This window comes from Clostridium zhoujianii, assembly GCF_051590805.1.
GTDB lineage: Bacteria > Bacillota > Clostridia > Clostridiales > Clostridiaceae > Clostridium.
This window is the reverse complement of the sequence record NZ_JBPUTF010000001.1, coordinates 948,167-961,477: the sequence shown is the minus strand read 5'-3', so window position 1 is coordinate 961,477 and position 13,311 is coordinate 948,167. Positions and strand designations below refer to the sequence as shown.

Here is a 13,311-nt window from a genome sequence, read left to right as displayed (position 1 = left end):
AAACCTCCTAACTAATATTAAAGTCTATTAAATCACTATCTTTCATACTGCTATAACTATTTTCAGGAGCCTGTCCTGACCAATACCAATTATATAGTTTTTTATAGTTAGCATAGCCATATTTACTAACAAGGCTATCCTTTCCTTGACTAAGCATATTTCTAGCTTCATCTTGACCTTTTGAACCACTTCGAGTAGAATCCTTAAACTGAGCATAAAAATCATTAAAGGTTCCACCACTTGATTTACTAGAACTAGCCGCTGCTTTTTGAGCTGCTGCAGCCCTACTTGCCGCCGCTGCTCTTTCTTGTGCAGCTATTTGTTCTCTTTGCATTTGCTCTTGGAATTGCCTTTGCCTTTCCGCTTCTTGAACTGCTCTTAAAGCTTGTGCTCTTTGAGAATTAATAGAGTTAGTTGTATCATTTATCTGATATTGTGCATTTGAGTTAGCTTCATTGATCTTTTCATCTGTCATCTTTCTATAATCATTTTGAGCTCCCATAATAGCTTTTATAGCACTTGCTCTATTATTATCTATTCTAGAATTCGCGGTAATATTATCACCACTATTATAAGCACCTATTGCAGCCATCAACTCATTATTGTTCTTCTTAGACATAGCCGACTGAGTATCTGCTGTTATTCTTTGATTTTTATATTCTTTTGCTTGAGTATCATACTGATTGTTTAACCCTAAAACACTTTGCTCCTTAGCCTTATTTATCGCTTGTATTCTACTTGCAAGTTCACTATCATATTGTGAATTCACTTTAGATGTTTGATCCTCTAAATAACCCAATGTAAAAACCTCCTTAATAAGTAAAATTCCTGTCCTTTCCTGCACCAACTCTGAATAAGTCTACTGACCTATTTACAGTATCAACACACATTAAATCAGCAACGAATTCAGTATAAGTGCCAGCCGCTCTATTATTGTCAGTTGCTCCACCTTCTGTTGGTGGATTACTATTACCATCACCATAATAAGCACTATCAATGCCAACGTGAGTTATTCCATTAACTGTTTTAATATAGTCATAGTGATAATGACCAAAGAACCAACCTACAACCTTACAACCCTTATTTTCAGTAAAATCACAGTTCACATTATATGAATATACTCCATCTGACTTACTTTCAACAATTTTAGTTGATCCTTTAAAAGCTAACAAAATCTTCTCCATAATGTCTGAATTAATCGGTGTTCTATCATATTGAGAAGGTATATCTTCACCATTCAAAATAGGATTATGACTAAATACAACAACGTGGTAATCATCAACAACATTAAGTGCTACTTTACCAAACCATTCAACTTGTTTTGTCATAAATGAATAATTACTACAATCTGTTCCTTTAGGATTATCACACGAATTTAAGATTATATATCTAACCTTATTAATTTGGTCATCAACATAATAGTAACAAGCTCTATCAGCAGGATTGTAATTAACTGTCTTACCCTTAATTAAGCTATTGAAATTATCTACCGATGTAACTCCATCATTAAGAATAGTAGACCTATTATTACCATCGTGATTACCTCTAGCAAAAAGTGTATTTGGTAAACATAGCCTTCTAATGCTTTTATGGTCTGCTTTCAACATATCGCTTGTATAAGCTCCACCATCGTCACCAACATCACCACTTATAATCGTGGCAAAGGCATTGATTGAGTAATTTAAGTAATTTAAAAATTTAAACATATAAATATTGTAATTTCTAATACCATCTACTATTTTCCCTAAATAAGGTCTAGCGTGAGTATCACTTGACCATACCATCTTAGATACACCTCTAAAGTTTTTAGAAAGAACCTTTTCAATTGCTGCTTTAGCATTAGCCTCAGCATATGGTTTTACTAACTGTGGATTAACAATATAAGTGAAATTTACAACTATAAAATCATTTAACGCTCCTGCTGCAAAATAAGAATCACCATCAACTTTAACAGTTCCAAATTGGCTTGTTATAACAGCACAGACTCCGAATTTACCATCCATTAATCTCCAACTTTGTGAAGTTGTATAAATATGATGATCTGGAAATAATTCTGGTGGTAAATAGGTCATAACAACTTCTGGCTCTACAATACCACTACCGATTTTAGTTAACGTAGTATTAAAAGTAACGGTATTGTTATCTTTATATATTGTGAAATCTCCGTACCTTTCAGCATTGTAATATTTATAATGTGGTGTTAAAGTCATTAATTCATTGTAACTAGATACATAGTTATCAGTAAGAGAGGATGAAGAATATTCATTATTTGAAGGATTATCAAAAGATATACTGTCAATCAACTTTTTCAGATTCTGTCCTTGTGCTGCTGATAGTGCTTTTTTAGAATTATCACTTGTAAGGTTATCAACTATTAATTCATTTAAAAAGATATTTACTGCATTTAATCTATCGCCCAAAGTTGTATAATTAACTTTATTTATATCATCTCTTCTAGCAACAACTACTTCTGCATTACTATTACCACCATTAATAATTAAACTTTCAAATAAATCCTGTAATCTCTTAAAGTCCTCGGCATTAATAGTTGAAGTCGAGATTATCTCTTGAATAGAACCAATAGTACCATCACTTTTTTTAGCACCTATATAGTCAGCACCTTCTCTACTTGTTAACTTTGAAATAACATCATTTAAGTATGTTCTAATTTCTCTAGTTTTTAGATCCAATTTATCCTTAGTTTCATCTGCTGGGGTATCCATATAATTCCCCGGTACATCAATCCATTTAAAACTAAAATCGGGCATGATTTTTAATTGTTTCATAGCAACCTCCTATTTCACATATCTAGTTTTTTGTATTTCAAAGTTAAGACTAATTAATCCTAAACTTTCATCAAATCTATCATTAACCACTTTAACTTGCAAAAAAACTATCTTTTTTAACTTAGCTTTTATACCCTCAGTTAAAGGCAAGCTATTTCCTATAAATGAAAATGGCTCAAAATAAAAAGGTGAAAATCTAAAAAGATTTACTCTACCAAAAGCTAAGAACTGATCCTTGAAATTATCTGTATTAACATATAAAGATATAGAGCTTCTATCAGCAGGTCTTATACAGTAATATATTTTCCTAACAGTTTTTTCTCTGTAATCAGCATTAAAATTCATCAGTTTAGAATACCAATAAGCATTGATCGGATCATCATTATCGTTGTAAGCAAAGTTTTCTTCTATTTTCTTAAACCTTTGTATGCAACCATTCATATCACCAAAAGTCAAAGTATCTTTAATCAAGAAGGTGTTAGCGTGAATATTATCAAACTTCCACCACAAATCCCTATTGTAGTCATATACATAAACATTTCCATTTACAAACAAATGATATTTACCTTGATAATCAACGCTCGTACTAAATTCAAGACCTTCTTCCTGTAGTAACAAGTTATTAATTTTATCACTTATTATTTTACAATTCCTTTCATCTCTAACATTACTTTGCCTTAATAACATTACCCCTTTATATCTATCTAGCCATACTGGAGAATTGTTGATTATCTGAATGCTATTTTTAGCACAAGTACCACTTTCATCATTAATAGGCTTTGAGGTAAAGATTAATTGTGTACTATCATAATTAACCATAAATACACTCATTTCCTTAATAACAACTAATCCATCATATTGCTTAACTAAACCTTGTATTTTGTCATTATCTCCACCTAAATCAGTAAATCCATTTTCGGGAAAGTAACTAGGATCATATAATCCACTCCTAAATATTCTATTAGGGAAGTTTGGATTACCACTAAGAATTATTCTAGTATCATTAGTTCCACCATAAATAGTTTGTAAAGTACATTTTTTAATAAACTCTTTTTTACCGGAATTATCTTTTGCAGCCTCTATTACCAATGTACTATCACCATCACCTGGTGCAACATCCATCATTACTATGCCTTTATCCCTATCAACTGTGAATCCTGTAGTTCTCCAAGTAACACCTCCATCAGTAGATACTTTAACTTCTTCTGAATTGAGTTTTTTAACACCTAAAGCAAACTCCTTTTCATCAGCTTTAGGCGAAAAAGTACATTTGAATCTAGTACCAAGCAGGTTAAAATCCTCCATAGCCATTGTATTGTGAAACATCTCTGGTATATATGGAGTTGGTTCTTTAACCGTTTTACCGTCATATTCAAGATAGCTTTCCCCATCCAGAATATAAAGTTTATCTTTAACAACGAAAAATATAGTCTTAGAGTTTGCTAATCCATCATAAATTATCGTAGGCATATCATTTACAAGTGAGTATAACTTTGTTTGATGTGTGAATAATTCCACTGAGGTATTATCTTTTTTCTTGTATATAAATTGACCATTGATTGGACCACTACCTAAACTTTCAAAAACCTTCTTATAGCCCAATCTTTTCCTCAACGATCCTTTAATATCTAATTCAAAATTACACATATCAGGACTTTCATTATCCTTAATTTTAGATACATCAGTACTAACATTTATTCCTTCAAATTCATTTAATGTATAAATACTATTCTTCTCCATTAAAATCACATCCATATACATCTACAATGTTTATTTTCTTTGTTGATATTGAGTCGATAGAACCCAATAAACTCTGATATTCTTTTAAAAAGCTATTAGCCATTTCTTGATTCTCATCCATTATTACGCTTCCAGCTGCTTTATAAGCTGTTATATAATGTAAGTCTTCGTCAATCTCTAATATATAAGAGTCATCTACAGTATTATCAAACATTTTTGGACTCTTGATGTACGTTAGTACCAAATCCCTCCCCATATACGACTTTGGGATACATATCTCATTAACAGAAACATCGTAATCACCTATATGAATATCATCACACGTAATTTCACTAACCTTTTTAAATCTTTCTGGCTTCTTAAACCTAATATATTTACTAGTAGCCCTTATTGGCTCCTTTAACTCCATTTCATCTAATATTGGTCTTTTATTGCTTATTTCATTTTCAGCTTCACTCAAAAAAGTTGGAACTGATAACAAATAATCAGCATTTCCACCTTTTCCAATAATAGATCCGTTTGTTGAATATTCCCTTATAATTTGCATTGTTTTATCCTTTAATTGCTTTATATTCATAAAACACCTCTATACAAAAATAAGCCTCACCAGTTATTGGGTGAGGCCTATAGTGTTACTTATTATCTTTTACTTCCTTACTCTTGTTCTTCTCTGATTCTTCTTTAGCTAATTTTTCAGTTGCAAGCCTTTCCTTCTCTGCTTGCTTCTTAGCCTTTTCTTCCTGTTTTCTCATTTTCAAATCTAAGTCCTCATATCCTTCACGCTCATAAATTGAAAATAAATTAGAATCACTTACACTTACTTCCTCACCAGTTTCTCTATGAACAAAAACTTTCATAACCTACCTCCTAAGCTTCTTTATATACATATATTGCCTTTACAAGCTCATCAAGAACAAAGCAATCATATATTACTCTTCCTTCTACTAACCAACCATTAATTCCAGGAGGATTGTCATGTGTTTTATAATCTGCAAGTTTCATTGGTGAACAACTTACTGAAGGATGAATTAACTCAAATCCAACATTCGCTGGGAAATATCTTGTAGGGGCCTTTTTAATAGCAACTCCGTCAACTTCCCCTACTTGTCCTTTAATAAGCATATTTTGAGCTATGTCACTTGCCTTAATAAAATTATCTGATAACTTTAAAAACTTTAAGAATTTTGGTGTAGCATAACAAATTCTTCCTTTCTCTGGAACACTTTCATCATCTAATTTTTCTTGTGCTTCTAAGAATTTCTCATATGCATTAGCTGCACTTAAAACTTCCTTAGTTGCATTTGTTTGAATTCCTGTTTTAGCAGCCCAAGTTGCGAGTCTATATTTATCTATTTCCGGAGTAACAACTTCATCTATTTGTCTCCTAAGAGCCTTACCAGACTCTTTAACTCCCATTTGTTCTGTTTGATTTCCTCTATCTATAGTAAATGTAAATGATCTATCTTTACTTACCGACATTTCTTGTACAGTATCCTGTAATTCTGTTGGGGTACCATATCTATTATCACCAGTTCTTGCATAATCGTTCATTCCGACAGTCGGAATTGAATAAACTGCAACTGTTTTTACACCTTTCCATTCATAGTCTTTGTTTAACCCAGTCTCCGTAAATGATTCTTTTCTAAATCTTTCAACAACCTTGTCTGAATACTTTTTAGCATAATTAATTGCCATTTATAACATCTCCCTCTTTTTTAATAATCTTCGTTAAACCCCTCTAAGAAATCATCTTCCTTCACACTCTCAGCAGTCCCATTAGATGTAACCCCTAATCCAGGAGCTCTTTTCTTATTTGTTTCATTTTGAGTTTTAACTTTAATCTTTTCCTGTAACTTTGCATTTTCATATTCCATATAGGCATATTTAAGCGGAACTCCTGCATCAACCTTATCCCATACCTCTGGTGGTATTTCCTCGGCTTTTGCATATGGATAAGCCTGTACAAATTCTTTATACATTGCTTGACTTTCATTTTCCTTCGCAGCTTCCTTTTCTTTTCTTAACTGCTCTTCTCTAAATTTCTTATTTTCAATCATTTCCTTTGCATACTCAGGTGGAATATTTTTCTGTACAAGTTCATCAATTTCAGCCTGTTCTTCTTGTTGCCTCCAATGACTAACCATTTCATCAACTGACATCCCACTTTTTTGCGATAAGTCATTAAGATACTGTAGTCCTTGATTATCTTGAACTTCCTGTAATTGACCTAGAATCTTATCATAATTCATACCTTTCTGAATATACTCTTGTGCCTGATCTAAAGGTAAATCCATCTCTTGATGATTAAATTTAACCTTTATTGTCGGTGTATCTTCTTTCGATTCCTCTTTAGCCTCTATATTTTCCTGATTTTCTTCTTCTGTTTGATTTTCTTCTGTAGCTTCCTCAGTTTGGTCGGTGTCCTCTACTGAGTCAACTTCATCTTCAAATCCTAAATCTAAGTCCTCTGACTCTGGTTTGTCAGTTTCAACTTCTAATATTTCATCTTCATTCATTTTCAAATTCCTCCTTGCCTATGGTTTGGCATAAAAATAAAGCCTTTTATTGCCTTGCTTAGGGCATAATAAAAAGCCTTAGTTTCCTAAGACTTAATTAGATTTCAACCTTGTAGTTTTCCCATTTCTTATAAGCATCTACATACATCTCTTTTTTATCTCCATTGTAAGTACACTCATAATACATTCCATCAAATAAAGTAGTACTAAGTAGTGCTTTATTATTCTGAAGTGTTTTGCAACCCCATACCATAAATACATCATCTGTTGTAATTTCCTTTTTATCTGACTTATCTAAGTGATTATTCGTATAATTACAAACCTCTTTTTTACACCATTCTAAAAATTCTTTTTCATTCATTCCTTTTTCCTCCTTAATTTAAATTACTTTAAGCACCAATTCAGTTAGCTGGTATGATATCCCCTACTGGAGGCACACCTCCCTGTAGATTCATTTGTCCCAGTAATTCCTGTGCTCTTTGTTCTTCCTCAATTCTTGTTTTAATCTTATCTATTAATTCTTGCTTATTAGGTATATATCCATCTGGCATAGACTCTAGGTATTCAATTAGTTCTATAGCCCCATTTTCAAATAAATTATCCAAGGTTTCAACTGCTGCTAATTCACTCCAGTAAGTACTAGGACCAACATCACATTTACTTCTTAAATAAGTATCTTTTAGAGCATCAAAATTAAAATCAATAACTTCTCTACTACTTCCAACTCCACGAAGAACCATAGGTCTCTCACCGTAATAAGTCCCCATCATGTCCAATAAAATAACCCCTATGTTTTCAATCCATTCATAGAGGTTCGCCCTTACATTTTCTAGAGGAACAACTGCTTGATTAACTGTTGCAATAATAGCTTTACCTGAAGTCTTTTCAGGATTAACATCTCCCATCATTGCATCATTAATTCCTAGAGTTTCCTTGGTATATTTAATTGCAAGTTCCAGCACTTGTACAATTTGATTACTCATATTACCAGGCTCCATATAAGAAGCATAGTTTTTAATATTATCCCCTGGATTCATTCCAGTTACTTTTATTGCTGAACCTATTTCATTAGTAAAACTTTTAATTACATCCCCATTATAAACAGCTTTAGGGAACGCACTCATCATTAAGTGATACATAACCATAGCAAACATTCTGTTAATAAAAATTTGATTAGGTATCATACTTGTACAAACTGCTCTACCATGATATTGATTCTTTTGTTTTTCCCATACAAGCCAACTTACAGGGTAATAACTAAGTCCTGTATCTATATCCTTGTAGATATAAGCTTTTTCAGTACACTTTGTAACCTTTATAGTTTTTGTATCCTTATCATACCTATAATAAATTATGTAGTTAGCTTTTCCATACTCATCTGATTCAATATCAATTTCATCTTTAGATCCTGGCATATCTTCTTTAGCACTATCCTTTTGAATTGATGTTATTTCTGAGTCTTGTTGCTCATGAAGTTCAGCTTCACGCTTTAAATTTTTAACAAGATCTCTTCCACTTATAATTACATATGGTTGAGTACTTGTTGTAATTATAGGATTATTTGCATTTCCTAGATATACATTAGTTCCATCTACCAGCTCAAATTCTATTTCTCCCATTATATCTTCAAACTGACCATTGTAAGGTTTCTTATCTGGATCAAAATAAATATGTGCTGCTACATCTCCCATTACAGCAGCATCAAATAAAGCATCTCTTATTCTATTATCCATCTTAAACTTATCAAATAGATTGTCTACCTCACTTGTTGCTATATCAGCAGTACTTGGAGTTCCATCTTCTGACTGAGCATCCTCTCTATATTCTAGAGGTGTATATTGTACTTTTGTCCTTGAACTCATTAAAGAAGATACAAAGAATGTTACTCCACGCTTTAATATATTGAATACAGGAGTAGGCATACCATTAGATTTTAAGTTCTTCCACTGGTTCCCATTGTAAAAGTCTATATTTGTATCAACTGTCTTATAATATGGAGGGTCCAACTTCCCATTGTAGCTTTTACCTGCCTCATACAGTTTCCACTCTTTTATAGGACTATCACTCATACATATCACCTCTAGTTCCCATAGCTACATCTAAATCATAATTCATTATATTTGCCATACCCTCATTCATTTCTTTAAGCCTTATCTCCTTTTTATCATCTTCTTCGCTTGTTACTTCGTTTAATTGTCCTCTTGCCCGTGTGGACGTCCTTCCAATGGTATAGCCAATACATAACACTATAAAAAAGATAACGGCTTGTACGAGCCACAACGGTACTTCTAATGTAATCAACTTAAATCAACTCCAATCAAATATTTCATCATTGATATTGCCGCCTGTAATTTCTTTTACCATCTCGTCATATTCATCCTCTGGATCATATCCATAGATAGGATCGTATTCTTCCTGATTTTCACTTTTAGGAGTACAAACAAAAGTTTTTGAGTACTCAGATAATCCAGTTATACTATCAGTTGCATCATCATGAGGATTCTTTCCAAGTCTCATATAGCTTGTAAGTTCCCTAAAAAATCTATCATAATCACTACCAGGTTCTATATCTTCAGTATCTAAAAAATAGAAATGTTCCTTAACATAGCCACTTTCCATCAAAATACGTGTTTCTTTATTTTGCATATTCATTTTAGAAATAACAACACAATCTGATTCACCTTCTATAAGTCTTCTTATATTTCTTGAGTATTGATGACCTCCGTTATTAGCCTCAAATCTTGCTGCCTCAACTTTATTCCTTATAATAGCACCCGCAACTAAAGGTTCAGATATCTCTACAGGTTCTTGAGTGAATACAACATCTTTAACATACACATCTTTGCCATATATAAGCCCCACAGGAAAAGAAAGACTGTCAGTTCCCTTATCTGCTGTATCACCAAATGCAATAATCCCATCTGGACTTTTCCCCTTAATATCTGCTTTTTTAAACCGCTTAAGAGTTGATGGATTATAAAGTAGTCCCTTAGTTTCAACTGGATTCTGCATATATTCAGCTTCCCATATAAAGTCTGGTGTTACTTTCTTTATTTGAGCATACTCTTCTGTTGTCTTAACTTCTTCACAATATGACTTCCCATCAATCAATGCAGGTATACATATTACTTTCATATCCTCAATATAGAACTCACCATACTTATCAGTAAGCCTACCTATAGGGTCCTTAGAACTCCACCTTGTAGCTATATGTATTTCAGCACATCCCTTTTCAAGTCTTGATAAATGAGTTGATGTATACCAATTCCATACACTCTCTATAACTGTTGGTGATAAAGCTTCCTCTATGTTCTTAATAGGATCATCTAGTATGGCCACAGTTTTACACCCTACCCCTGTTATTGCTCCACCAGTACCAGCACAAAAGTAAGATGGTTGAGTATTACCTTCAAGGCTCCATGCATCTACTGCAGAACTTAATCTACTTATAGCTACATTTGGAAATATCTTTTTATATGCAGGCTTCTGAAGTATTCCATCCCTTATATCTCTACTGAACTTTTGAGCCAATGTTGAAGCGTAAGAGTTCCTCATTATAGAACCTTGAACATCTCTTCCTAACATCCAAGCACAAAACATTGATGTTATATAAGATTTACCTGCTCTTGGTGCTATAGATACAGCTAACTTCTTAAGCTTACCATCTGCTATCTCTTGAAAAGCATCAGCTATCTTTTTAAGATGCCACATCTTATCATTAAAGAAATCCGAATCAATGTACTTGCAGTACTCCCAGAAGTCTTTCCTGCATAACTCCAAGGTGAGTTGCTCCAGTAGTATTTCTTTTTTATTCATATAGCAACCCTCCTTAGGTAAAATAAAAAGACTAGCCTAAGCTAATCTTCTTCATATTGTTTTATAAGATTGTAAAATGTATTTCTCTTTAGTCCCAGTAATTCCATAGCCTTATTTCCTGTAAGCTCTCTACTCTTCCACTTTGGATAGACCTCATTCCAATTTGAAGGATAATCAATTTTCTTTCTGCCTCTGTATTTACCTTCTCTTTTAGCTATTGCAATACCTTCCCTTTGTCTTTCCAATAAGTTAGCTCTTTCAAATTCATTTATAGCACCTATCATTGTAAGCATTAATTTTCCTGTAGGTGTTGAAGTATCTAGATTCTCTTTAATACTTTTTAAGTGTATTCCTTTATGCTGCATTAATTCCACTAAATCTAATAGATCCTTTGTACTTCTAGCTAATCTTGAAAAGTCCCAAACAAAGATTGTATCTCCTTCCCTAGCAAATTCCAACATCTTCTTAAGTTCTGGTCTATTAGTATCTTTAGCACTTACCTTTTCAGTAAACCATTTATCTATATTGTATTTTTCGAGTCCTTCAAGTTGTCTGTTCTCATTCTGTTCTACTGTACTAACTCTTACATATGCTATATTCATTAATAAACACCCCTCACTAAACTCTATAATCCAATTATAGGAAAGTGTTTATTTAAAGTCAATAACTTTATTAAACATTTATTTATTAATAAGCAAAACAATTTCAAATAAATAGTATATCAACCTTATGAATCTGTTTTATTAGACTACATTCTAAACAAATAACTACTGTTTAGATAAAGATTTAATATATTCCTTTATTTCTTCCGGACTCATATCCTTAAATGCATTGATATTATTTGTATTTATATCACCTGTAACAGTAAGCTTATCATTAAACATACCTAAATGTCTGGCTAGATTTTCAAGAGCTTTGGTCTTGTCATGCATCTTAATAGTAATACCATCTCTAGTATTTTTAATTTCACTTATAGCTGCTAATTCATTCTCGCTTAAATCTTCTGTATCATGAATTGTAACTCTTTGATTACGTCTTGGATTACCTTCTTCTACAGGATCATCTGATTCTATTCTTACTACATCACCTACATTTGCAAATCCTATCTTAGCTAATTCCTCCAGGACTCTATCTGCTGTTATATTAGTTCTCTTTTCTCTTTCTTCTAATAATTGATTAACGTATGCTTTGATACTAGGATTCGCTAGACTTTTACTACCTTCTACATTAGCCGTTGAATAAGCACATCCATAGACCTTCTTATAACTTCTAGTAGCATTCAAATCTTTAACATACTCTCTACAGAATCTTTGTTGTCTAGGGTTTAATAAATCTTTAGGATCTCTTTCTATATCCAACAGATTCACCTCCTTTTAATATAAAAATAAGAGCACCTACATAGTAAATGCTCTCTTGATTTATTCTATGATACTATAATAACACCTTAAAATAGATATGAAATGTATTTGTTTAGTACTAAAATGGTATAAATTCAGCATAAAACTAGTACTTTATTATACATTTTCAATAGTTTTTATCTAAAGTTACCTTTTTTAGTAACCGCATGTATCCATTGATATAACAAGCTTCATACCTGTTTTGCTTAATTTATTGGTTACCTAAGGTTACTAATCTTAGTAACTGCTCAAAGCATTGGTATCACTAATGTCTAGGTACATGGTTACCAAGTTACCAAAAAATAAAAATGTAACGTGTATATATACATATATATTTATACGAATATCTCCTTATATATAATATATATTTTTTTTTATTTTAGTAACTTATATATATAATATATAAGCAAATGACACAACCATGCCACTTTGATACGGTTACCAAATTGGTTACCAAAAACTCTAAAAAGGTAACTTTTCAACACTTGATTGCCTGTAAATGGCTTTGTTGATGGATTTCCGAAAATTAAGATTTTATAAAAAAAGTAACCTAAAAGGTAACCTTAGATAAAGTAAAAAGCCAGTAGAACTAAATCTACTAGCTTCATTTCATATATTAATAAACTTTGACAATAAGGAAATTATGTTTTTTCTTAACTTTATGCAATTCTCTATAGACATATTCAAGTCAATGGCTACACTCTGCCAGCTCTTCTTTGGTTTGCTGAAATATCTAAGTTCAACTAACCTTTTATCGGTTGGATCTAATACATTAAGGGATTGCTCTATTAACTCTTTCATCTTAATTCTATTTTCTTTTTCATGCTTAAGCCTGTCTATTTTTTCAGAGTTATGTTCTTCTCTTCTAATTACTTCCCCCTCAACATCTGAATGAAATGAATTAGTAGGTGCTGACTTTTCCTCATAACTTATACCCTTAAGTGATACATCATCTTTGAGCATCTTTATCTTTATATCTGCTATTTTGTTTAAAGTATCTATATCCTTGTAATTGTACAGCTGATATTCTGTTTCTTTAAAAGAATTATCCAAAGT

Annotated in this window: 14 protein-coding genes; all 14 read right to left on the bottom strand. The window is 32.2% G+C overall.

The features are described from left to right. Positions 1-7: 7 nt before the first annotated feature. Positions 8-799 carry a hypothetical protein gene (locus tag ACSYT2_RS04535; protein WP_438383767.1) on the bottom strand — a complete coding sequence of 264 codons (792 nt, stop codon included), beginning with the start codon at positions 797-799 and terminating at the stop codon, positions 8-10. Between the two features lie 13 nt (positions 800-812). Continuing rightward, positions 813-2,786, bottom strand: a complete 1,974-nt coding sequence (locus ACSYT2_RS04530) for a metallophosphoesterase family protein (protein ID WP_438383765.1) — start codon at positions 2,784-2,786, stop codon at positions 813-815. A gap of 9 nt (positions 2,787-2,795) precedes the next feature. Then, entirely contained in the window at positions 2,796-4,526 is a 1,731-nt protein-coding gene (locus ACSYT2_RS04525; RefSeq protein WP_438383763.1) for a hypothetical protein, read from the bottom strand. Continuing rightward, complete coding sequence (locus ACSYT2_RS04520) at positions 4,513-5,103, bottom strand: hypothetical protein (RefSeq protein ID WP_438383762.1); 591 nt, start codon at positions 5,101-5,103, stop codon at positions 4,513-4,515. Before ACSYT2_RS04520 ends, ACSYT2_RS04525 begins: the two co-directional genes overlap by 14 nt. A gap of 55 nt (positions 5,104-5,158) precedes the next feature. Beyond that, a complete protein-coding gene (locus ACSYT2_RS04515; protein ID WP_438383760.1) occupies positions 5,159-5,383 on the bottom strand; it encodes a hypothetical protein in 225 nt (74 codons plus the stop codon). A 10-nt stretch (positions 5,384-5,393) separates the two neighbouring features. After that, the gene (locus ACSYT2_RS04510) at positions 5,394-6,221 is read right to left on the bottom strand and encodes a major capsid protein (RefSeq protein ID WP_438383758.1); all 828 of its coding nucleotides are present in this window, start codon (positions 6,219-6,221) and stop codon (positions 5,394-5,396) included. Positions 6,222-6,241: 20 nt separating this feature from the next. After that, positions 6,242-7,042, bottom strand: coding sequence for a hypothetical protein (locus ACSYT2_RS04505; protein WP_438383757.1), 801 nt, complete (start codon positions 7,040-7,042; stop codon positions 6,242-6,244). Between the two features lie 97 nt (positions 7,043-7,139). Then, the gene (locus tag ACSYT2_RS04500) at positions 7,140-7,403 is read right to left on the bottom strand and encodes a DUF6275 family protein (protein WP_438383756.1); all 264 of its coding nucleotides are present in this window, start codon (positions 7,401-7,403) and stop codon (positions 7,140-7,142) included. 40 nt (positions 7,404-7,443) lie between these two features. After that, positions 7,444-9,111, bottom strand: a complete 1,668-nt coding sequence (locus tag ACSYT2_RS04495; protein WP_438383754.1) for a portal protein — start codon at positions 9,109-9,111, stop codon at positions 7,444-7,446. Then, positions 9,104-9,322 (bottom strand): hypothetical protein, encoded by a 219-nt coding sequence (locus ACSYT2_RS04490; protein WP_438383753.1) that lies wholly within the window; start codon positions 9,320-9,322, stop codon positions 9,104-9,106. Before ACSYT2_RS04490 ends, ACSYT2_RS04495 begins: the two co-directional genes overlap by 8 nt. A 27-nt stretch (positions 9,323-9,349) precedes the next feature. Further along, a complete protein-coding gene (gene terL / locus ACSYT2_RS04485) occupies positions 9,350-10,858 on the bottom strand; it encodes a phage terminase large subunit (protein ID WP_438383752.1) in 1,509 nt (502 codons plus the stop codon). Positions 10,859-10,899: 41 nt separating this feature from the next. Continuing rightward, the gene (locus ACSYT2_RS04480) at positions 10,900-11,460 is read right to left on the bottom strand and encodes a recombinase family protein (protein WP_438383750.1); all 561 of its coding nucleotides are present in this window, start codon (positions 11,458-11,460) and stop codon (positions 10,900-10,902) included. Positions 11,461-11,625: 165 nt separating this feature from the next. Beyond that, positions 11,626-12,216: a terminase small subunit gene (locus tag ACSYT2_RS04475; RefSeq protein WP_438383748.1), complete on the bottom strand. Its 591-nt coding sequence runs from the start codon at positions 12,214-12,216 to the stop codon at positions 11,626-11,628. Between the two features lie 648 nt (positions 12,217-12,864). Continuing rightward, positions 12,865-13,308, bottom strand: coding sequence for a DUF722 domain-containing protein (locus tag ACSYT2_RS04470; RefSeq protein WP_438383746.1), 444 nt, complete (start codon positions 13,306-13,308; stop codon positions 12,865-12,867). Positions 13,309-13,311: the final 3 nt, after the last annotated feature.